This is a genomic window from Arthrobacter sp. PAMC25284, assembly GCF_019443425.1.
Classification (GTDB): domain Bacteria; phylum Actinomycetota; class Actinomycetes; order Actinomycetales; family Micrococcaceae; genus Arthrobacter; species Arthrobacter oryzae_A.
This window is the reverse complement of sequence record NZ_CP080382.1, coordinates 3,674,289-3,695,884: the sequence shown is the minus strand read 5'-3', so window position 1 is coordinate 3,695,884 and position 21,596 is coordinate 3,674,289. Positions and strand designations below refer to the sequence as shown.

Here is a 21,596-nt window from a genome sequence, read left to right as displayed (position 1 = left end):
AGAACAGCACATTTTGTGAGCTAAAAAATAATTCTTCGTTTAGGGCGTGTCGCCGGGCCAGTAACCTTTACTGTTCACCCCTTGGCGTGAATCGCACCTGGTCAGCAGAGAACTTGATCCCCGGCCCGCTGGGCAGAATGGTGACCGTAACCAGCGCCCTAATGATCTGCCGCTTACGCTCAATAGAAGTAGCAGCCCACGCAGCCACCGAACCGCTGCCCGTCATGCCGTCAAGAATGCTCAACGGCTGGCACCTCAGCACAGCCAATTCAGCGGCCTCTAACTGTGTTTTCAATTGCTCATTAATGCGGGCCATCTGCCGCGCCGTAGTAATTCCCTGGGCGAAACTGTCAGCCGCGCTATCCATCCTCGCCAGAATCGCATTCCGCGACTCAACAGCGGCGTGCAATTCGTCCGGCTTAGCGGCCATAGCGGCGACTGCGCCCGGTAGCGACAGCATCCGAACCATGAATTCGTTCACGACCTCGTGCACCGGTTCCATTTGCCGTGTGAGCTTCATGCAGCCAGGGCAAGCGTAGGACGGTTTGCGGCGACTGCTGATGATCGGGCGCAGCGCGGTCCCACACCGGCCACATAAGGCGATCCCTGACAGTAGGTGCTTGGGTTCCAGTCCGTGGGAGATGCGCCGGCCCCGGTGCCGTGAGTACTGCTATTGCCTGGTCGTAGGTGTCCTGGGTGATGATGGGTTCCCACTGCCCCTTAGACACGATCTGCTTAGCGTGGGTCCGGTGGCCGGCGTAGCGTGGGCGGCGAAGCATGTTCCCGACGGTGTTTCCGGCGAAGGCGTTACCGCGCCCCGTCTTGAATCCCCTGTCGTTGAGGTAGGCGGCGAGGCTACGCAGCGACTCCCCCGCGATCAGTAGCCGGTACAACTCGCGGATAGCCTCAGCCTGGGCCGGTTCAATAACTTCACGGTAGCCGGCGTCTCTGCCCTGATCGTCAGTCAGCCGCTCACGCACGTATCCAAACGGAGTAACACCGTGGGCTTTACCGTCTTTGGCATTCTCCTGAAATTTGCGCTTTAGGCGACGTGACATCTGCTCTACCTCGTGGCGGGCCACATCGCCTTTGATGCGGGCTGTGAGCCGTCCCTGTGGCGTTGCAAGGTCCACTTCCCCGCCGATGGACGCTAGGGCCGTGCGACGCTTGTCCGCCAGCGCAATGAATCGTTCCAGTTCAGTAGGGGTCCGGGTGAGACGATCCACATCATAGACAATGAGGGCGTCAATGGATCCAGATTCAATAGCGGCCAGCAGGCGTTCATACTCTGGGCGTATCTTCGACTTCGTGGCAGACACGTCGTTATCCGTAAAGACCTCAGCGATGGGCCAGCCGCGGCGCTCCGCTTCCGCCGTACAATCCTCTATCTGTCGGGCAACCCCTAACGCCGTCCCATCGTCCTGAGAGATTCGGGCGTAGATCCCGCAAGCCTGTACCGTGTGCGCCATAAATGAAGCGTAATTGAAAGACACGCAAAACGGGACTTGACTGGGGCGTTGAGCCAGATTTCTTCAATCGTCGGGTCGTCCAGCAACGGCTGGAGCGGGCCAAACCCGGCGACGGCGTCGAAAACGAATCTGCGGGCGCCTTCCAGCGGGCCGAGAGGAGGCAATGGCGCCAGGAGGGCGCGCTCGTCATAGTCGGTGACCGCCGCTTCCACGAGCCGGCGCACCTCGCCGGCCTGCCGGAGCGGGTCCAGCCCGCGCCGTCGAATGAGCTCGCGGACTTCATCCTCGACAATGCGCACAGCCTCCATATGCGGCCCCCAATAGGACTGACGCCCCAAGGACGAGGCGTGCAACTGGGGTTAAAACTAGGCGGGGCTGGATCGCCCGGCAAGGCCCCCGAAGGGCCTATGTGGATAACTTCCGACCTCGCGACAGAACAATTTTCACTGGCGTATCAGCAGTCCCACCGGTGCCAGGATTTACGCGGCGTACCGCGCAGATTTCCGCCTTCCCCACTCGGACGGCGGCACACCGCCGAGACCGCCGCCGACGTCGGAACAGCGAGGAACAGTAAGGGACGACGGGGAACGGCGAGCGGCAGTGCGCGGCAGGGGCGTATTTTTGAACCGAAGACCCGTTGGCCCTACCATCAACACGGGGCCGGACAGTCCCCGTATCCCTTCGCAGCTGGCTGCCGGGACCGTCACGCCGGGCCATTCCGGCCCGACGCCCAGCGACGCACGACGCGTTTGTTATTACCGAAACGGTGCAGTGAAACCATGAAGTCCCCCTCGCGCAGAGCCCCGCGCCCGGTCCCGCACCAGCGAGCCGACAATGCCCCTCGCCTGACGCGCCGCTTCGGCGTGACCTTCCTTGTGCTGTCCCTGCTCACGACGCTCTGGAGCCTCGCCTCACCGCTAATGTCCGTCCCGGACGAACCGGCCCACACCATCAAGGCCGCGGCCGTGGCCCGGGGGCAGTTCCTGGGAACCTCGGGCGAAACCCAGGGCGAAGTTCTCAACGTGGTGGTGCCCAAGTACATCGCCGACGTGCCCGAGCTGGCCTGCTACCGCTTTAAGGTCAATGTCACTGCGGACTGCGCCCCGCGGCTGAACCCCGACGACCGCTACCCGGCCGTCGCGGGCACCTCGGCCGGCAACTACAACCCGCTCTACTACCTGGTGGTCGGGATGGGCTCCCGGGGCATCAGCGGCGAACCGGCCATCTACGCCATGCGGATCCTGAGCGGCCTGCTGACCTCGCTGTTCCTGGCCGCCACGGTGCTGGCCGCCACGCAGTTCACCCGCCGCAAATGGCCGTTCGTCGCTGCCGGCGTCGCCATCACCCCCATGGTTTTGTACTTGAGCGGAGCCGTGAACCCCAATGCCCTGGAGATCGTCACCGCCTCCGCCGTGTTTATGAACCTGGCCCTCGTCCTGGACAACGCCCGGGACCTGGGCCGGGTCCGCTTCAACATCGTCGCCGTCGGGGTCGCGGCGGCCGTCCTGGCCAACACCCGGGCGCTGTCCCTGCTGTGGCTCGCGCTGGCCGTCATCGCGGCTCTGCTGATGTTCCCGCCAAAAGACCTGCTGCTGATCGCCAGGAACAAACTGGTTCTGGGCATGACCGGACTCATCGCCATCGCCGCCGCCGCCGGTCTGGTCTGGCTGCAGCGTTCCAACACCCTGGCCAGCCTGCTCGGTGTTCCCAACACCATCACCCCGGAGCAGGCCTTTGGCACCATGGTCTACCGCACCTTTGACTTTGCCGCCGCGTATGTGGCGCAGCTCGGGTGGCTGGACACCAACGGCCCCAACGGCGTCTACGTCTGGTGGTCATTCCTGATGGTTGCACTGATGGTCATGGCCATCACGGTGCAGGGGCTGCGGATACGGCTGGGCTTCATCGTCCTCTTTGTCGCCGCCCTGGCTATTCCGCCGATCCTCCAGTCCCAGGTCATCAACGAGCTCGGCTACATCTGGCAGGGCCGGTACATCCTGCCGGTCATCGTCCCGATGCTCCTCGCGGCCGGCGTGGCGCTCCGCTTCCGCGACCTGCCGGACAGCCCCTTCGCCCGGCGGCTCGCCGGCTGGGTGATCGGCCTCAGCATTGCCGCGCACACGACCGTATTCGCCAACGCCCTGCGCCGATACGGCGTGGGCATCTTCGACGAGGCCAACTGGGGCGACATGTTCGGCGCCGCGAAGTGGGAGCCGCCGCTGGGCTGGCTGGCGCTGACGGCGGCCTACCTGGTCGTCACCGCCGTCGCCGGCGTGCTGTTCCACCGGCACCTGTTCACGCCGGATGCCACAGCGGCCGACGGCGGCACGCACGGACCATCGTCGGTTTCCGCGCCGGCACCCGGCCCGGCGTAAAGCCCGGCGTGAAGCCCGGCGGAGGGCCCGGCGTGAAGCCCGGCGGAGGGCCCGGCGACAGCAGACGGGCCGCCACCTTTGGAGCCCCGCCCGGGCTGCGGGGCTGCGGAGCGGCTACCCGGTAAATATCGAGATGACAACTTTCACACCAGCAACACCTGAATCGCTGGTTTCGTCCAATTGCCGGTGTTATGGTGGGCGCGACCAGTCAGGCATTCTCTAACCGGGCAGCTCCTGCGGCATTCCCCCGGCACAAGACTTATTTGGCGCGGCCTCCACAGCGCGCCTTCGTTCCGGAGCGATATATGAAGCGGACCACCCTTACCCACAGCAGCCAGGCGAGCAGCCGGATCTGGGCCACACTTCTTGCCGCCGCGTTGCTGGCCGGGCCTGCCCTGGCGGCCCCCTCCGTGGCGGCCGAGCCATCACCGGCTCCCGCCGCCCCGGCGGCACCCGCGGGCAGCACGACTACTCCTGCACCCGGGGTCACAACGTCCGCGGCCACAACCCCGACCGCCACGCCTTCTGTCACCTCCGCCGCCAAACCCAGTACTGCGCCGGCACCGGCACCCACCCCGGCACCCACCCCGGCAGCGGCGCAGGCCGCCCAGCCGGCACAGACCACAACGGCTGCGCCGGACCCCAACTCCCCCGCCGACCGGGCTGCGATGGCCACGGCCGTCGGCCCCGGAGGCGCGGCGATGGGCCAGGACCCCGCCGGAAAGGCGGCCAGGGCGTCGACACAGTCCCTCACTGCCCAGGCCGCTTGGTCGCCCAGCTTCGGCGTCCTGGGCCTGGACGTCAGCAGCCACCAGCCGACCATGGACTGGCAGAGGGAGTGGAACCGCGGCGCACGCTTCGCCTACGTCAAGGCCAGCGAAGGCAACTACTTCACCAACCCCCTCTTCGATTCGCAGTATCAGGGATCGCGCAGCGTCGGGATGATCCGCGGTGCTTACCACTTCGCCATTCCGAACTGGTCCTCGGGCGCCAACCAGGCACGCTACTTCGTGGCCAACGGCGGGGGTTGGAGCGCTGACGGCTACACCATGCCGCCGGTCCTGGACTTCGAGTTCAACCCCTACGCGGGCCGGACCATCAACGGGTTCAAATTCGGCAACACCTGCTACGACATGACTCCTGCCCAGCTCAGGTCCTGGGTCCGCGACTTCGGCGACACCATGGTGGGGCTGACCGGCCGGCTTCCCGTGATCTACACGAACACCAACTGGTGGAACTACTGCCTCGGCACCGCGCCCGGATTCGGCGACTATCCGCTGTGGGTGGCGGCCTACCCGGGCGCCGCGACAGATAACGCCGGACCTGTCCCCTCCAGCTGGGCCACTTACAGCATCTGGCAGTACAGCAGCACCGGGCCGTTCCCGGGGGACTCCAATATCTGGAACGGCAATTATGAGTCGCTCCGCACATTTGCGGGGGCAGCGTCGCCCGTCGGTTCTCTCGACGGCGTCTCTGTGACGCGCAGCGGCAGCGACACGTCCCTGCAGGCCACGGGCTGGGCGGTGGACCGCTCCGCGCCCTCCTCGGCCATACCGGCCCATGTTTACGTCACTGACCCGTCCGGCACCACCACCGGATACGCCTGGACCGCCAATAAATCACGCCCCGACGTGGACCAGGCCTTCGGCTACGGCGCTGCCCACGGTTTCGACGGAACCATTAAGATCACAGCGTCCGGAACCTACAAGGTCTGCGCCCACGCCATCGGGAAATTCGAAAACACCTCGCTGGGCTGCAAGACCGTGCAGGCGAGTGGCGTCGAGGCAAAGCCGGCCCAGCTCCCGGTCGGTTCCTACGACTCCCTCTCGCTCCGCCTGGTTCCGAATTCAGCCCGGCTCGTGGTCACCGGCTGGGCGTTGGACCCATCGAAATCCTCGGCGAGCATCCCGGTCCACGTCTACGTCCGGTCCTCCAACGGCGGCAACCCCGGCTACGCCTTCACGGCCAACAAGCCGCGCGCGGACGTGAACAGCGTGCTGGGCTCCACGGGTAATCATGGATTCTCCGCCTCCGTACCGATTGGCGGCGCGGGATCGTACACGGTGTGTGCCTATGCGATCTCGGTTGCGCCCGTCCCCCTCGGCAACCCCTCGCTGGGTTGCTCCACCATCGCCGTGCCGTCCACCCCGGCCACCATGGGGTACCTGGACTCGGCGACCCTCCGGACTTCCGCGGGCAAGACCAGCATCACCGTCACCGGCTGGACGCTGGACCCTGTCTTCCCGGCGGTCTCCATCCCGGACCACGTCTACGTCACCTACCCGGACGGCACCCGTAGGGGCTTCGCCTTCACCGCGGGCCTCAAGCGGCCGGACGTCAACAGTGCCCTGGCGACCGTCGGGAACCACGGGTTTGTCTCGTCCGTGCCGGTGACCCAGCGCGGTCAATACGAGGTCTGCGCCTACGGCGTGGCAGCGTCGCCGCTGAGTGCGGCAAACTCACTCTTGGGATGCCGTTCACTGACCTACTAGGCGGCCCAGCGGCGGCCGCGGCTGCGGGGGGCCGGCGCGGCTGCGGGGCCGGCGCAGTGGATTCCTAGTCCTTGGGAAGGGGCTCCGGCACCGGTGCGCCGGATTCGTCCCGGGCGTCCGCGGCACCGTCGTTTCGGCGCGGGGACTTGAAGATCCAGTGCTTGTAGAGCAGGAAGTTCCAGACGGTAGTGGCGATGGTCGCAATGACCTTGCCGAGCGCGTAGGGATACCCGGCGCCGTCGACGACGATCACGACGACGTCGGTGGCGATGACGTTAAAAACAACAAGAGCGCAGTATTTGAGCAGGCTGACGTCGGCACGGCCGCTCGATTGGAAGGTGAACTTCCGTTGCACCAGGAAATTGAAGACAAGGCTCACGAGGAAGGCGATCGGCGTGGCGATCCAGAGATCCACGCCGCCTACCTCATGGAGCAGCGCGAGCAATCCGAGGTCGATCGCAAACGACGCACCCCCGACCACCAGGAATTTCACCAGATACCCGTTGGCGACCACCATTTGAAGACGGCGAATCAAGCCCCTGGATCCATCGCGCATGATTTTGAACGTACCGCCTGTGGTGTTGAAGTCTCCGGCACCGCATCGTCCTGGAGGTTAGCCCAGTCTAACCGGCACACGCAGCATGCCCGGAACGGTCGATATTTTGGGGCCCCGGGAGCCGGAAAAAGGGGGCCCGGGAACCGGCAAATCGGGGTCCTGGAACCGGGAGCGGCTAGGGTGTTGTAGTTACGTATGGCTCGGGGAACTCCCCCACGGGAAGGATGATCGTTGCGCAATTGGCCCACTGGCGGCATTCTCGCCTGCACTGTGCTCGCCGGAATAGGCCTCGCCGGGTGCTCCGGCGGCGCGTCCCCCACCGCCATCAGGGGTGCGCTGACCGCGATCGGGAGCCCTGTGCAGAAAGACCCGATCCGGGCCTGGAGCAATGCCTGGACCAAGGACAACAACGCCACGTCCCTGAATTACTCCCCGGACGGAGCCGACGTCGGGATCTCCGCCCTGTCCACGGGCCAGGCGTACTTCGCCGCACTGGACGCGCCGCTCACCCCGGACCAGCAGGATCAGACCCAGGCTGCCTGCGGGCCGTCCGGCGCGTTTTCCGTGCCGGTATCGGTCACGACCCTCGGCGTCGCGTTCAACATGCCAAGCATCCGGAGCCTCAAGCTGACACCGGATGTCCTGGCCGGCATCTTCACCGGTACCGTCACCCGCTGGGACGCCCGCGAAATCGCCACCATTAATCCCGGGGTGACACTGCCGTCCGGGGACATCATTCCCGTCACGGCCACGACGCCCAGCGCCGAGACCACCGCCGCCACCACCTATCTCAGCACCGCCGCGGACTGGACAGCCGGCGTCGTCGATGCCTGGCCCACGCCGGAGAACGGGCAGGCGGTGAAGAAGCAGACAGACGTTGCCGAAGAACTCGACCAGACCGCGGGAGCCATCGCGTTCATGGACCTCGGATCGATCGGCACCCGGTTCGACACCGCGCTGTTGCCGTTCGGCGGCGGTTTTGTCCGCATCTCCAAGGACTCCTCCGCCCTCGGGGCCCAGCAGGGCAGCACCCGGACCACTCCTACCGGCGTTGAATTCACACTGCCGGAAACCAGCGAGCAGGGCTACCCTCTCGGCGTCGTCAACTACCAGGCCTTCTGCCGTTCGTATAAGAACCCGCAACTGGCCGGCCTCGTGAAGTCCTGGGGAAAATTCGTGCTCAGCTCCGACGGCCAGGTGGCGTCCACCTACTTCGCAAATGTAGCCTCACCCGGCGAAGACGCCATCCGTGAAGCCAGGACGTTGATTCAAACGATCGGAGCGGCGCAGTGATCCACGCAACTGAGGCCGGCAGGCCCGCACAGACCGAAGTGGACGGCGCAGGCACACCACCGGCCGGCCGGGTCCGCAAATACGGCATCTCATCGACCACCCGCAGCGGCCTGCGGTTCTTCCTCCCGGCCTTTGGCCTGCTCTCGATGCTTATCACGCTGTGGATCCTCGCCACACCACTGATGGCATACCCGGACGAGCCCGCGCACACCATTAAGGCGGCCGCCGTCGCCCGCGGCCAGATCTTCCCGGGCCCCGGGGAATCCTACGGCCACGGCGTCCACGTCCAGGTCCCGTCCTACATCGCAAACCTGCAGTCGCAGATGTGCTTTGCCTTCAAAATGCAGGAGCCCGCGGGGTGTGCCCCGTCAATCCCGCTGGATGACAACTACCTCACCATCGGGGTGACCTCGGCCGGGCTGTACAACCCCATGTACTACTGGCTCGTCGGTCTGCCCAGCCTGTTTATGTCCGGCGCCCCTGCCCTGTTCGCCATGCGCATCGTCAGCGGGCTGCTGTCCGCCGCCTTTTACGCCGCAGGCTTCACGGCCCTGTCCCGTCTCCGGCACCCGAAATGGCCACTCATCGGTGCCGCCATCGCGACGACGCCGATGGTGTTGTTCCTGGCCAGCGGCATCAACCCCAATTCGCTGGAAGTCGCAGCCTCCATGGCGGCCTTCTGCGGGCTGGTATCCGTCCTGGAAAACGCGCGGCGACTGGACCGGGCCCTGCCGGGGATCCTGGCGGTCGGCATCTCCGCCGCGACGCTGGCCAACACCCGCAACGTCTCCCTCCTCTGGCTGCTTTGCGGCGTGATCGTTGCCGGCCTGTTCTTCCGCTGGGCTGATATCGCTGCCCTCTTCCGGAACAAGCTTGTGCTCGCCGTGACGGCCCTAACCACGGTGGGGGTGGTCCTGGGCGTGGCCTGGAACTTCCTGATGCTGCGGGCCCCTGCCTCCGCCGGTGAGGCTCCGGCCGGGATCTCCAACGTCGACGGGGAAGTCCGCCCGTACAACGCCTTCCTGACCATGATGGACCGGTCTTTCGACTTTGTCGGCCAGTACATCGGCGTCGCCGGCTGGCTGGACGCACCGATGCCGCAAGGCGTGATGATGTTCTGGAACATGCTCCTGATCGGTCTGGTGCTGATGGTGCTCCTCGTCCGCCCGTACCGGTTGCAGGCCGGATTCTGGGTCGCCCTGGCCTTCCTCGCCGTCGTTCCCGCGGTGCTCCAGGCAGCACTGGTAAACACCACCGGGTTCATCTGGCAGGGCCGGTACAGCCTCCCGCTGTTCATCATCGCGCTGATCTCCGCGGGCCTGGCCATGAGGTTCCGGCCCTTCCCGCAGCGCCCCCAAGGCCGGACTATCGCCCGGATTGTCCTGCTCGGGGCGTGTGTCGCACAAACCTACGGTTTCCTGAACGTGCTTCGACGCTATGTCGTGGGCCTGCAGCCGTGGGGTAACTGGCAGACCATGTTCACTGTCCCGGGCTGGCAGCCGCCGCTGACCTGGGAAGTCCTTACCGTGTTGTTCACCGCCGTGCTGCTGGTCGCCGCGTCGGCGTTCTTCAGCTACCTGCATCCGGGTCATACGTTGCTGCCGCGGCTCTCCCGCCGGTTGGCGACGCTGCGCACCGGCCGCCGGCCCGGCGGCGCGCGCGGCTGACCCGTCGTGGACGAGGTTCCGGAGATACCGTCCGGAGATACGGAAGGACCCGTTCACAGCCTGCGCTGTGAACGGGTCCTTCCGCGTTGGGACGTGGTGCGCTGGTGCTACGCCCCGGATGTTCCGGCGGCCATGTAGTCCTTGAGCCGTGCGGCGGACTGCGGGGGCTCGAAACCGGTGGACTTGATCTTGGTCAGGGACAGGACGCTGTTCAGCGGGCGCGGCGCGGCCGCCTTGTCCTTGAAGTACTCTGCCGTGCTGACACCGGTCACGTCCGTGCCCTGCGCTCCTGCCAGCTCGTAGACCTCCGCCGCGATGGCCGCCCAGGACTGCGGCTCACCGTCGCTGCTGACGTTGTAGGCTCCGAACGGCGCCCCGCTTTCCAGCAGGTGCCGGATGGCGGCGGCGATGTCCGGGGTGAAGCTCAACCGGCCAACCTGGTCATCGACCACGCTGGGCTTGATGCCCCGCCCGGCCAGCGACGCCATGGTCCGGACGAAGTTATTGCCTTCGCCGATGACCCAGCTGGTCCGCACAATGTAGTGCTGCGGCGCACCGGCGGCCACGGCGTCCCCGGCGGCTTTGGTCTGCCCGTATACGCCGAGCGGACTCAGCGGCTCGTCCTCACCGTGCGTGGCGGCGGTGCCGTCGAACACATAGTCGCTGGAAACCTGGACCAGGGTGATGCCGTGGGCTGCGGCGATCCGGGCAAGTTCCGCGACGGCCTGGACGTTGGCGGCCCACGCGTGCCGGCGGCCTTCAACCGTCTCCGCCTCATCCACGGCCGTGTATGCCGCGGCGTTGATGATCGTGGAGTAGTTCTTCCAGTTGCGCCCGGCATAGCTCTCCGGAGCGGAAATATCGAACTCGGCCCGGCCGGCGAACTCGACCTCGCCGCGGCCCGCGTACTCTTCGCGCAGGGCCAGGCCGAGCTGCCCGTTCGCGCCCAGGACCAGGATTTTCTTCGGCGGCATGGCAACGACGTCCGCAAGGTGCGGGTGTGCTTTGTCCTTGTCCGAGAGTTCCGCCTGCTCCAGCGGGATGGGCCAGGCGATGTCAGCGGTGCTGTCTGCCAGGTTCAGGAACGTGTACTGGCCCTGCGCATCGGCACTCCAGTGGTCGCTGACGAGGTAGGTGTAAGCGGTGTTGTCCTCGAGTGTCTGGAAGGCGTTGCCGACCCCGCGGGGGATAAAGATCGCCTGGCTGGGATCGAGTTCGGCGGTGAAGACCGTCCCGAAGCTCGGGCCCTCGCGGAGGTCCACCCAGGCGCCGAAGATCCTGCCGGTCGCGACCGAAATGAACTTGTCCCACGGCTCGGCGTGAATCCCCCGGGTGGTCCCGGCCTTTTCATTAAAGGAAATGTTGTTCTGGACCGGGGAAAAGTCTGGCAGCCCGAGAGCCAGCATCTTTTCGCGCTGCCAGTTCTCCTTGAACCAGCCGCGGTTGTCGCCGTGGACCGGAAGGTTATAGAGCACGACGCCGGGAATGGGCGTTTCGATGGCCTGCAGCGGTTTCGAGAATTCAATCGTCACGTTACTGGCCCTGCTCCTTGTACTTTGCCTCGGTCGCGGCCTTCTGCGGGCGCCACCAGTCCTGGTTGTCGCGGTACCAGGCGATGGTGTCCTCGATGCCGGCGTCGAAGTTGGAGTACTGCGGGGTCCAGCCCAGCTCGGTGCGCAGCTTGGTCGAGTCGATCGCGTAGCGCATGTCGTGGCCGGGACGGTCAACGACGTGGTCGTAGGCGTCGGAGGGCTGGCCCATGTGCTCAAGGATCAGCTCAACGACCTCCTTGTTGTTTTTCTCGCCGTCGGCGCCGATCAGGTAGGTTTCCCCGATTTTGCCCTGGTCGATGATGGCCAGCACGGCCGAGGAGTGGTCGTTGGCGTGGATCCAGTCCCGGACGTTTTCGCCCTTGCCGTAGAGCTTGGGCCGGATGCCGTCGATCACGTTGGTGATCTGGCGCGGAATGAACTTCTCCACGTGCTGGTAGGGCCCGTAGTTGTTGGAGCAGTTGCTGATGGTGGCCTGCAGCCCGAAGGACCGCACCCAGGCACGGACCAGCAGGTCGGAACCGGCCTTGGTCGAAGAATACGGGCTGGACGGGTTGTACGGGGTGTTTTCGGTGAAGCGCTCGGGGTCATCAAGTTCGAGGTCGCCGTACACCTCATCGGTGGAGATGTGGTGGAAGCGTTTGTTGTGCTTCCGTGCGCCTTCGATCAGCGTGTAAGTGCCGATGATGTTGGTGTCCAGGAACGGCCGCGGATCATGCAGCGAGTTGTCGTTGTGCGACTCGGCAGCGTAGTGGACCACCACGTCGTGATCGCGGACCAGGGCATCCACGACGGCCGGGTCGGCAATATCCCCCTCGACGAAGTTGAACCGGTCGCCCGGCAGGTCCTTGAGTGATTCGAGGTTGCCCGCGTACGTCAGCTTGTCCAGGACCGTCACGTGGCGGTCGGTGTTGGACATCACGTAGTGGACGAAGTTCGAACCAATGAAGCCGGCGCCGCCGGTAACGAGGAGTTTCTGCATGTGCCCAGCCTACCCAACGCCCGGCGACGGCCGGGAAACAGGCCGGGACAAGTCCGGACGTCTCAGGCGGGGTTTCGTGTCCTGCGGCGGGCTTCGACCATGAGCCGCAGCAGCATAATACGCGCGGCGATGATCCTGCGCAGCGACCGCCAGCCGGCCGGGGTCTGGTTTTCCTCGTGCAGGCGCCGGTGGATGGTCGACTCATCCAGATGCGTGATCGAGCCCGACATATTTCCGCAGATGGCGAGCCAGAGATCGTGGGATTCCCGGACGTAGGAAGGAATCGGGGTGAACAACGCCGCAGCATCCCGGCGGAACGCCATCGCGCAGCCGTAATAGGCCCGGACGCCCACCAGGGTGGCGGCGAGGTTCGCCAGATGACGTCGGGAGTCCGACGAGCGCAGCGGGCGGATCCACGGCCGCGGCCCCGCCGCCGAGCATGTCAAAGTTACTGGCCACCACGCGGGAGCCGGCGAGAGCACCGAGCATCAGCTCAACCCGCCCCGGGATCCACACATCGTCCTGGTCGGAGAGGAAGATGTAGTCGCCCCGGCTGAGCCGGACGGCTTCTTCGAAGGTACGGACGTAGCCGCGGTTGGCCGTGGCCCGGACCAGGCGGACGCGGGGATCCTCGATCGCGGCGATCACGTCGGCTGTCTCATCCGGGGAAGCGTCGTCCACAATGACGAGCTCGTCGTCGGGCCCCAGTTCGGCGAGGATGGACGCAACCTGCTCCTCGACGAAGGCGGCGCCCCGATAGGTCGCCATGCACACGCTCACCCGGATGTTCCGCCCGTCCGGCGCCGTCGAATCAGTCATGCAGACCACTTTAGGTGAAGTTCGGCGGACCGAAGTCCGGGCCCGGAGATCGCGTATCATCGTTGGGTCAAGCCCTCGAGCAATAGGACCTACACCGCATGAAACCCGTATTGCTCCGGCTCGCAGGCTTCACCCTGCTGCCGCTGCTGGCACTGGTCCTGCCCTTCCTGCTGCTGCCGATCATCTCCCGGGTTGTCGGGGCGGACGGCTGGTCCAGCATCATGTCAGGCCAAGCCATCGGCGTGTTTGCGGCGACGATCATCCTCTGGAGCTGGAACATTTCCGGCCCCGTCGAGATCGCCCGTTCCGGCGCCGCCCCCGCCCGCGCGGCCCTGTATTCAAGCAGCATCCGGTCCCGGACGGTGATTGCCGCCATAGTCCTGCCGCTGATGACCTTGATTGTAGTGTTCGTGGCCAAGGACGGCTTCGAGCTCGACGCCGTCACGATGGCCTGGGCAACGGCCCTCACCGGGTTCTCGCCTGCCTGGTACGGGATCGGTACCGGGCAGCCGCGGATCCTCGCTGTCTACGACACCCTCCCCCGCTTTTTCGCGGCCGTGATCAGTGCCCCGCTGATTCTCTTCACCGGCCAGATCTGGACCTACGGCGCTGCCACGGTCGTCGCGGTGCTGGTCGCGCTGGTCTCTTTCCACCGCCGTTTCGGCGAGGCGGGAACGTGGTTTCCGAAGAGACCAGGCGCCGTCGTCCGCGAACTGATCCTCCCGCACGCAGGGACCGCGGGCATCAACCTCACCGGCAGCGCCTACGCTTCCTCGCCCTTGCCGATCGCCACCGCTACGGTTCCGACCGCCGCGGCCACGGCCGGCTTCGCATCGGCCGACGCTATCTACCGGCTGGGGCTATTCAGCGTTGTTGCCCTTGGCAATACCTTCCAGGGCTGGACGCTTGAACGCGATGCCGCCGATCCGCGGCGCCGGCATCTGGTTGCGCTGGCCGCCCACGCTGTCCTCGGCGTCGCCGGCGGCACGTTCCTGGCTCTCTTTGCCCCCTGGGTCTCCAGCGTGATGTTCGTTGAGGCAGTCCGCGCCGACACTCTGACGTGCGTGTACTTCGGTGTGTCATTCTTCTTCCTCTCGGCCTCCACTCCGCTCATCCGGAACCTCCTGATTCCTGCCCGGCGGCAAAAAACGGTCCTGCTGTGGACCGCGGTCTCTGCCGTCGTCGGTGTGCTCCTGATGTTCCTGGCCGGCCTGGCCGCCAACGTCCCCGGCGTCGCACTGGGGATGGCGGTGAGCGAGGCGATCCTCTTCGCCGGCCTGCTGGTCCCGGCCCTGCGGATCCTCCCCACCGTTACCAGCCCGGCAACGGTCGACAGGTAGGATCAACAGCGTGACTGATAGACGCCAGCGGCGGATTGCCGCCGTAATTGCCGCGTTCAACCCCGACGACGACCTCCTTGCCCACGCGGCCGCCATCCGGGCCCAGGTCGATGAGCTCGTGGTTGTCGACGATTGCAGCACCGCACCGGACGCTGCCGGAATATTCAGCCGGCTGACGCAGGACGGCATCACCGTCCTCGCGATGCCCCGCAATTCCGGCATCGCCGCGACCCTTAACCGGGGCGTCGAGGAACTCGAGGCGACCACCCGCCCGGAGTTCATCCTCACTTTCGACCAGGACTCATTACCCGTGGCCGGCTACGTCGACAACGCACTGGCGACCTACGACCGGGCGACCGCCGCGGGCCACCGCGTGGGGTTTGTGTCCGCGGAATCATTCAGCGGACACCGCGTCCCAGCCATGAGCATTGGCACCGGCACCGGACAGCCTGAGGCTTTCGATCCCATGCAGTCCGGTTTCTTTGTCCCGGCCACCACGTTCGCGGCGATTGGCCGTTTTGAGGCCGGTTTCTTCATCGACTGCGTGGATTCCGAGTTCACCGCCCGTGCCCGGGCCGCCGGGTACAGTGTCCTGATTGGCGCCGGCTGCGCCGTCGAGCACCGGCTCGGGGCGCGCCTGCCGGCCCGGCTGTTCGGCCGACAGCTCCGCTTCAAGGGCAATGAACTGTCCTTTAATTACTACGCCCCGTTCCGGATGTACTACATCGTGCGCAACGGGACGGTCCTCATCCGGCGCTACTGGCGCCGCAACCCGGCCTGGCTGCTCCGCCGGTCCGTTGAGGAAAGCAAGGCCCAGATTCTGCGGTTTACCTTCAGTCCCGACCGCAGCAGCCTGGTGGCCGCCGCCTGGCAGGGCCTTCTTGATGCGGTCCGCGGCCGCGACGGCCAGATCAGCAACGACCTCCTCAACCGCTTTCGGGCGCGTTGATATATTGGAGAACTATGAAAATTCATGACTCGACACGCGTCCTGGTCATCATGCCGGCGTGGAACGAAGCCGAGTCAGTGGGCAACACCGTCCGCGAGGTCCTCGGCGTCGGACGTCCTTATGACGTTCTCGTTGTCAATGACGGCTCAACGGACGCCACCGCTGACGTGGCCCAAGCAGCTGGCGCCACCGTGCTGACGCTGCCCTTCAACCTCGGCGTCGGCGGCGCCATGCGCGCCGGGTTCAAGTACGCCCGGCGCCTGGGCTACTGCCGGGTGATCCAGGTCGACGCGGACGGCCAGCATGATCCCCGCAACATCGACGAGGTCCTGGCCGGGCTCGAGCATGCCGACATCTCCATCGGCGCCCGGTTCGCTGACCGCGGCGACTACGAGGTCAGCGGCCCGCGCAAGTGGGCCATGCAGTTCCTGGCCAAGGTCATTTCCACCCTCGCGAAGACCCGACTGACCGACGTTACCTCGGGGTTCCGCGCCGCCAACGAGCGCGCCATCAGCCAATATCTGGACCACTATCCCGCGGAGTACCTCGGTGACACCATCGATTCCCTCGTGGTCGCTGTCCGGTCCGGATGCACGGTCACCCAGATTCCGGTTGCCATGCGTCCGCGCCAGGGCGGCACTCCGAGTCACAACCCGGTGAAGGCGGCCATCTACCTCGGCCGCTCAATCTTCGCCCTGTTGCTCGCCCTGACCCGTAAGCCGTCGCGCCTTCCCGCGGCACCGCTCGACGCCCAGGGGAGGGCACTGTGATAAACATCGCAGCATTTGTTCTGTCACTGGCGATCGTCGGTGTCGTTTTCGAGATGCTCCGGCGGAAGAAACTCCGCGAGAAGTACGCCGCCCTGTGGCTGATCGTCGGCGTCGGAACCCTCGTCCTGGCCGCGTTCCCACGGCTGCTGACCATTGTCGCGGAGACCGTGGGCGTCCAGCTGCCCTCGAACCTGCTGTTCATCATCAGCATCCTGCTGCTCCTGGGCGTCTGTCTGCATTTGTCGTGGGAGATTTCGGTGGTCGAGGACGAAACACGCACCCTCGCTGAAGAAGTCGCGATCCTGCGAACCATGGTCGAGGAGCTGACCCCGCAGGACTCCGGCGGCGACGCACCGGCGTCACCGACGTCGAAATAGGGGCCCGGAAACCAGTTATGGCACTTGATATCTTTATCCCCTACTGGGGTGACGTTCCGTTGATGAAAATGGCCGTCGAGAGCGTCCTGGCCCAGACCAACGGCGAATGGCGCCTCACCGTCGTGGACGACGCCTACCCCGGCGACGAGATCCGCCGCTACGTCACGGGCCTGGACGATCCGCGGATCACCTACCTCCGCAAGGACACCAACGAGGGCATTACCGAGAACTTCCGCACCTGCGTCTCACTGGCAAGCCAGGAGGTCCTGGTGGTGATGGGCTGCGATGACCTGCTGCTGCCGAACTACGTGGACGTGGTGCTGAGCGCCCACGCGGCGTTTCCGCAGGCCTGGATCATCCAGCCAGGCGTGCAGATCATCGACGAATCCGGCAATCCGGCCTTCCCGCTCGTGGACATCGTCAAACAACGCCTGGTCAAACCACGCGGTTCCGGCGCCCGGATCGTGTCCGGTGAACCGCTGGCCGTCAGCCTGCTCCACGGCGACTGGTTGTACTGGCCCTCGCTGGCCTTCCGGACCGACCGCATCCGGGACTACGACTTCCGGGACGGGTTCCCCGTCATCCAGGACCTGGCCCTGGTCATCGATATGGTCCTGGGCGGCGCCGAACTGCTGATTGAACCCGAGACCTGCTTTGAGTACCGCCGGCACACCTCCAGCGCCTCTGCGGCCAAGCTCGTCGACGGCAGCCGGTTCACCGGCGAACGTGACTACTTCGCCCTGGCAGAGCGCCTCTGCGCCGCCAAAGGCTGGCGGAAGGCGGCCGGCGCCGCACGCCTGCGGCTGACCTCACGGGCCCATGCGCTGCTGTTCGTTCCAGGCGCCACCCGCCGGATCCGCACCGGACCGCTGGGCACACTGCTCCGGCACGCCTTCGGAAAGTGAGCCACCCGACGATGCCCGACGATCCGGACGTTCCCGTCAGTAACGTCACCGCCGTCGTGACGGCCTTCCGACCTGCCCCGGACCTGATCGGCAACGTTCAATCGCTGCTGCGCCAGGTCGCGTCCGTGGTGGTGGTCGACGACGGCGGCGGCCCCGGCTTTGACGACGTCTTCGCCGCCCTTGCCGGTGCCGGCGCCACGGTGGTCCGGCTCGACGCCAACGCCGGTATTGCCGCGGCCCTGAACGCCGGCATCGGGCGGGGCCCCGGGAGGACGGCGCACCCGAGTACATCCTCACCGTAGACCAGGACTCGCATTTGCCGGCCGGTTACGTCCGTGCCCTGCGCGACGCCGCCGTCGCTGCCCGGGACGCCGGCGTGGAACCCGGACTGGTATCCCCCGCCCGGATCCACGGAAACCCGGTCCTGCGCGCCGGGTCCCGAAACGGGGTCCCCCTCGGCAAGGAACCGATCCAGTCCGGGCTTCTGATTCCGGTTGCGACGCTGGAGGCTGTCGGAGGGTTCTGGGAAGAGTTGTTCATCGACCTGGTCGACACCGAATACTACTTCCGTGCCCTCAACGCGGGCCTGCCCACCGTCCTCGCTGCCGCCGAATTCGACCATTCCCTCGGCACCATGGTCGACGCCGTCGTGTTCGGCCGGACCATTCCCGCGGGCGGAAATCCGTTGAAGGTCCGCATCGCAGCCACCTGGCGGTACTACTACATCTTCCGGAACCGGGTGCTCGTCAGCCGGCGGTATGCCGCCAGGAACCCGGGTTGGGTGGCCGCCGGGATCTGGACCGACCTCCGCCACCTGTTGGCGGTGACTCTGCTGGCGCCGGGACGTCCGGCCAGGCTGGGCTCGGCATTGCGCGGCATCGCCGATGGGTTCCGTGGCCGCAGCGGCCGGCGACACACGAACTGACCGGTCTCGCGCAGCCGGCCGGCGGCCGGCGTCATCCCCGGGGTCCCGGGTTTGGCCCGCGCTAGACGGATAAGAGAAGATGTAGTCCATGCGCGGAATTATTCTTGCCGGCGGGACCGGCTCTCGTCTTCACCCCATCACCCACGGCATCAGCAAGCAGCTCGTCCCGGTCTATGACAAGCCGATGATCTACTACCCGCTGTCGACCCTGATCCTGGCCGGCATCCGCGACATCCTGATCATCACCACCCCGCACGACGCCGAACAGTTCAAACGCCTCCTCGGCGACGGTTCGCAGTTCGGCATCAACCTGACTTACGTCCAGCAGGCCTCCCCGGACGGGCTCGCCCAGGCTTTTATCCTCGGCGAAGAGCACATCGGCAACGAAACCGTGGCCCTGGTCCTGGGTGACAACGTCTTTTATGGCCAGGGCATGGGCACCCAGCTGCGCAAGCACGCCGATATCGACGGCGGCGCCGTCTTCGGTTACTGGGTTAAGGATCCGAAAGCCTACGGCGTCGTGGAGTTCAACGATGCGGGCCAGGCCATCTCCCTCGAGGAGAAGCCGGAGCATCCGAAGTCGCACTATGCGGTTCCCGGCCTGTACTTCTACGACAACGACGTCGTGGAAATCTCCAAGAACCTCAAGCCCTCGCCGCGCGGCGAGCTGGAGATCACGGATGTCAACCGGACCTACCTGGAGAACGGCAAGCTCCGCGTCGAAATCCTGCCCCGCGGTACCGCCTGGCTCGACACCGGAACGTTCGATGATCTTAACGACGCCTCCAACTTCGTCCGTACGGTGGAAAACCGCCAGGGCCTGAAGATCGGTGCCCCGGAAGAGGTCGCCTGGCGCCAGGGCTTCCTGAGCGACGACGAGCTCCGCCAGCGTGCAGAGCCGCTGATCAAGAGCGGCTACGGCGCGTACCTGCTCGAACTCTTGGAGCCGTAGCCGCCCCATGTGGTGGTCGTTCCTTCCGCACATCCTCGGCGCAGTCGCACTGCTGATTCTGCCGGGGCTCATGGTCTCCCTCGCCTTGCGCTTCAGAGGCTTTGAAGCGCTCGCCCTGGCTCCTGCCTTCTCGGTCGGAATCATCGTGCTCGCCTCGACGGCGGCGCCTTTTGTTGGCCTCGGCTTCGGACTGCTTCCCACCGCAGCGGTGGCGCTTGTCCTGGCCGCCGTCGCTGCCTGGGGCGCCCGGTCCCGGTCTGTTCCTGCGCCGCCGGCCAGCGCCGCGCAGCCGACCCACGCGTCACCTCCGGTGTCCGGGAGTGCGCCCTGGTGGCGGCGTGACGCCGCGGCCTTCGCGGCCGTGCTCATCGCAGGACTCCTGCTGGCGGTCCGCGTCCTCCAGGCCACGGGCACCCCGGATGCCTTCTCCCAAACGTACGACGCCGTCTTCCACCTCAACTCGGTCAGGTTCGCCCTCGATACGGGCCAGTCCTCCTCGCTGACCCTCGGCGGCATGACGGGCGGCGGGTTCTACCCTGCCGGCTGGAACGCCGTGGCGACGCTCGTGGCGGCGACAACTGGCACCGGTGTGCCTGTCGCCGTCAACATCACCACACTCGTACTCGCCGCCGTGTTCTGGCCGCTGAGTGTGGTGCTGCTGGCCAAATGGGCAGTCGGCGCACGACCGGCCGGAATCCTCGGGGCCGGAATTGCCGCCGCATCGCTGGGCGCCTTCCCGCTCCTCATGATGGACTTCGGCGTGTTGTATCCGAACCTGCTTGCCATCAGCGTCCTGCCCGCGTCCATCGCACTTGCCGCGTCGCTGGCAGGCCTTGCCCCGGGGCGGACACCGCACGGGCCTGGCCTGGCGCCGCGCGGGCCTGGCCTGGCGCCGCGCGGGCCTGGCCTGGCGCCGCACGGGCCGGCTGACGTGCTGCCGACCGTGCTGGCCCTGCTTCTGGCGCTGTCCGGGCTCGTGGTCGCCCACCCCACGACCTTTATGGCATGGCTGACCTGGACCCTGCCGATGGCGGCCATCCTCTCGTGGCGGGCCATCGCGCACGCCTGGCGCGGCCGGCAGACCGAACCGCGGCGCCTGAGGCTCCGGGTGCTGGGCGCAGCCGGGTACGCCGCCGTGTTCCTGACACTGTGGATCGTCCTGCGTCCGCCGGCGGACGCCGCCTTCTGGGGCCCCAACGGCACGGCTCCGCAGGCTTTTGGTGAAGCCCTGAGCTTCTCCCCGGTGGACCTCTCCCCCGCCTGGCTCGTCGCCCCGCTGGCGTTGCTCGGGCTCTGGGCGTGTTTACAGGCCCCCCGCCGGTTCGCCTGGATCGGCGCGGCCTACCTTGTCTTCGCCGGGCTCTACGTCGTCGTCGCCGGCTTCCCCAAATCCCCGACCAGAGACTTTCTGACCGGGGTCTGGTACAACGACAGCCCGCGCATCGCCGCACTTCTGCCTGTCGCGGCAGTGGTGCTGACCGCCGTCGGCCTTGACTGGGCCGCCCGGGCGCTTGTCTCGGCCCGGGCCCGCTCCAGGGCGCTGGCGATGGCCGTTGACGGTCCCCGGCGTCTCGGCGGGGCCGGAACGGCGGCGTACCGGGCGGCCGTCGGGCTCGTGCTGGTCGTGGCGGCGGTTGCGCTCGGGCAGCAGGGCGGCTTCAAGGAGGAAGTGCAGCTTGCCTCCTCCCGCTACGAGATCGACGACGACTCCCCACTGGTCTCCACCGACGAGCTTGCCCTCATCCACCGGCTGAAGGACACCGTCCCGGCGGATGCCCTCCTGATCGGAAACCCCTATACGGGGGCTGCGCTGTCCTACGCGCTGGGAGACCGGAAGTCGGCCCAGCTGCATATCATGAGCAGTGTCTCGCCCGCCGTGCAGAAAATCTACGATTCCGCGGGTACCATCACATCGGACCCCAGTGTCTGCCAGGCGGTGCGGGAAGCGAACGCGTTTTACATCCTGGACTTCGGCAGCAAGGAAGTGCACCGCGGTTACCACACTCCGCCCGGGCTTTTCCGGCTCGCGTACAACCCCGGCATGGAACTGGTCGACAGCGAAGGCCGGGCCCGGCTGTACAAGATCACCGCCTGCGCTAGCTGACTCCTCACGCCGGCACTTGCCCGATCTCGATACTCTTGACCGGAAGCTGGCGTCGAAAGCCGGGCTCGCTC

General features: G+C 66.2%; 20 protein-coding genes and 1 pseudogene. 13 read left to right on the top strand and 8 right to left on the bottom strand.

The genetic code is table 11. From position 1 onward, the window contains the following. Positions 1–67 precede the first annotated feature (67 nt). The 3 genes and pseudogenes from KY499_RS17030 to KY499_RS17020 all read right to left on the bottom strand — a co-directional run. Positions 68–430 (bottom strand): hypothetical protein, encoded by a 363-nt coding sequence (locus KY499_RS17030; protein ID WP_219885903.1) that lies wholly within the window; start codon positions 428–430, stop codon positions 68–70. Beyond that, positions 420–1,469 (bottom strand): recombinase family protein, encoded by a 1,050-nt coding sequence (locus tag KY499_RS17025; protein WP_219885902.1) that lies wholly within the window; start codon positions 1,467–1,469, stop codon positions 420–422. Before KY499_RS17025 ends, KY499_RS17030 begins: the two co-directional genes overlap by 11 nt. Positions 1,470–1,510: 41 nt before the next feature. Beyond that, positions 1,511–1,777: pseudogene (locus KY499_RS17020) on the bottom strand (CpaF family protein); the annotation flags it as partial. Between the two features lie 471 nt (positions 1,778–2,248). Here KY499_RS17020 and KY499_RS17015 point away from each other — a divergent pair. Both KY499_RS17015 and KY499_RS17010 read left to right on the top strand, forming a co-directional pair. Further along, the gene (locus tag KY499_RS17015) at positions 2,249–3,844 is read left to right on the top strand and encodes a DUF2142 domain-containing protein (RefSeq protein ID WP_219885901.1); all 1,596 of its coding nucleotides are present in this window, start codon (positions 2,249–2,251) and stop codon (positions 3,842–3,844) included. A 305-nt stretch (positions 3,845–4,149) separates the two neighbouring features. Beyond that, complete coding sequence (locus KY499_RS17010) at positions 4,150–6,336, top strand: lysozyme (protein WP_219885900.1); 2,187 nt, start codon at positions 4,150–4,152, stop codon at positions 6,334–6,336. Between the two features lie 64 nt (positions 6,337–6,400). Here the strand turns inward: KY499_RS17010 and KY499_RS17005 are convergent, their stop codons facing one another. Beyond that, positions 6,401–6,871, bottom strand: coding sequence for a GtrA family protein (locus tag KY499_RS17005; RefSeq protein WP_258190850.1), 471 nt, complete (start codon positions 6,869–6,871; stop codon positions 6,401–6,403). Positions 6,872–7,123: 252 nt separating this feature from the next. Between KY499_RS17005 and KY499_RS17000 the strand changes: the two genes are divergently transcribed. Further along, positions 7,124–8,185: a substrate-binding domain-containing protein gene (locus KY499_RS17000; RefSeq protein WP_123254931.1), complete on the top strand. Its 1,062-nt coding sequence runs from the start codon at positions 7,124–7,126 to the stop codon at positions 8,183–8,185. Beyond that, a complete protein-coding gene (locus KY499_RS16995; protein WP_123254930.1) occupies positions 8,182–9,852 on the top strand; it encodes a DUF2142 domain-containing protein in 1,671 nt (556 codons plus the stop codon). Before KY499_RS17000 ends, KY499_RS16995 begins: the two co-directional genes overlap by 4 nt. Before the next feature lie 107 nt (positions 9,853–9,959). Here KY499_RS16995 and KY499_RS16990 read toward each other — a convergent pair whose 3' ends face one another. The 4 genes from KY499_RS16990 to KY499_RS16980 form a co-directional block, all read right to left on the bottom strand. Continuing rightward, the gene (locus KY499_RS16990; RefSeq protein ID WP_219885899.1) at positions 9,960–11,384 is read right to left on the bottom strand and encodes a bifunctional dTDP-4-dehydrorhamnose 3,5-epimerase family protein/NAD(P)-dependent oxidoreductase; all 1,425 of its coding nucleotides are present in this window, start codon (positions 11,382–11,384) and stop codon (positions 9,960–9,962) included. Between the two features lies 1 nt (position 11,385). Continuing rightward, the gene (rfbB, locus tag KY499_RS16985) at positions 11,386–12,384 is read right to left on the bottom strand and encodes a dTDP-glucose 4,6-dehydratase (protein ID WP_219885898.1); all 999 of its coding nucleotides are present in this window, start codon (positions 12,382–12,384) and stop codon (positions 11,386–11,388) included. Between the two features lie 62 nt (positions 12,385–12,446). After that, a complete protein-coding gene (locus KY499_RS18415) occupies positions 12,447–12,614 on the bottom strand; it encodes a hypothetical protein (RefSeq protein ID WP_258190849.1) in 168 nt (55 codons plus the stop codon). Further along, positions 12,586–13,203 (bottom strand): glycosyltransferase, encoded by a 618-nt coding sequence (locus KY499_RS16980; RefSeq protein WP_258190848.1) that lies wholly within the window; start codon positions 13,201–13,203, stop codon positions 12,586–12,588. The genes KY499_RS18415 and KY499_RS16980 overlap by 29 nt, the downstream gene beginning before the upstream one ends. Before the next feature lie 98 nt (positions 13,204–13,301). Between KY499_RS16980 and KY499_RS16975 the strand changes: the two genes are divergently transcribed. From KY499_RS16975 to KY499_RS16935, 9 genes are all read left to right on the top strand, one after another. Next, positions 13,302–14,543, top strand: a complete 1,242-nt coding sequence (locus KY499_RS16975) for a polysaccharide biosynthesis protein (protein WP_123254927.1) — start codon at positions 13,302–13,304, stop codon at positions 14,541–14,543. Positions 14,544–14,553: 10 nt separating this feature from the next. Next, positions 14,554–15,492 carry a glycosyltransferase gene (locus KY499_RS16970; protein ID WP_219885897.1) on the top strand — a complete coding sequence of 313 codons (939 nt, stop codon included), beginning with the start codon at positions 14,554–14,556 and terminating at the stop codon, positions 15,490–15,492. Positions 15,493–15,506: 14 nt separating this feature from the next. Beyond that, the gene (locus KY499_RS16965) at positions 15,507–16,262 is read left to right on the top strand and encodes a glycosyltransferase family 2 protein (RefSeq protein ID WP_123254925.1); all 756 of its coding nucleotides are present in this window, start codon (positions 15,507–15,509) and stop codon (positions 16,260–16,262) included. After that, positions 16,259–16,639 carry a DUF2304 domain-containing protein gene (locus KY499_RS16960; RefSeq protein WP_123254924.1) on the top strand — a complete coding sequence of 127 codons (381 nt, stop codon included), beginning with the start codon at positions 16,259–16,261 and terminating at the stop codon, positions 16,637–16,639. The genes KY499_RS16965 and KY499_RS16960 overlap by 4 nt, the downstream gene beginning before the upstream one ends. A gap of 17 nt (positions 16,640–16,656) precedes the next feature. Next, positions 16,657–17,544, top strand: a complete 888-nt coding sequence (locus KY499_RS16955) for a glycosyltransferase family 2 protein (protein WP_219885896.1) — start codon at positions 16,657–16,659, stop codon at positions 17,542–17,544. After that, positions 17,541–17,846, top strand: a complete 306-nt coding sequence (locus KY499_RS16950) for a glycosyltransferase (RefSeq protein WP_219885895.1) — start codon at positions 17,541–17,543, stop codon at positions 17,844–17,846. Before KY499_RS16955 ends, KY499_RS16950 begins: the two co-directional genes overlap by 4 nt. A 14-nt stretch (positions 17,847–17,860) precedes the next feature. Beyond that, the gene (locus tag KY499_RS16945) at positions 17,861–18,469 is read left to right on the top strand and encodes a hypothetical protein (RefSeq protein ID WP_219885894.1); all 609 of its coding nucleotides are present in this window, start codon (positions 17,861–17,863) and stop codon (positions 18,467–18,469) included. An 88-nt stretch (positions 18,470–18,557) separates the two neighbouring features. Beyond that, a complete protein-coding gene (rfbA, locus tag KY499_RS16940; protein ID WP_219885893.1) occupies positions 18,558–19,421 on the top strand; it encodes a glucose-1-phosphate thymidylyltransferase RfbA in 864 nt (287 codons plus the stop codon). Between the two features lie 7 nt (positions 19,422–19,428). After that, positions 19,429–21,525 (top strand): DUF6541 family protein, encoded by a 2,097-nt coding sequence (locus tag KY499_RS16935; RefSeq protein ID WP_219885892.1) that lies wholly within the window; start codon positions 19,429–19,431, stop codon positions 21,523–21,525. The last annotated feature ends 71 nt before the right edge of the window (positions 21,526–21,596 follow it).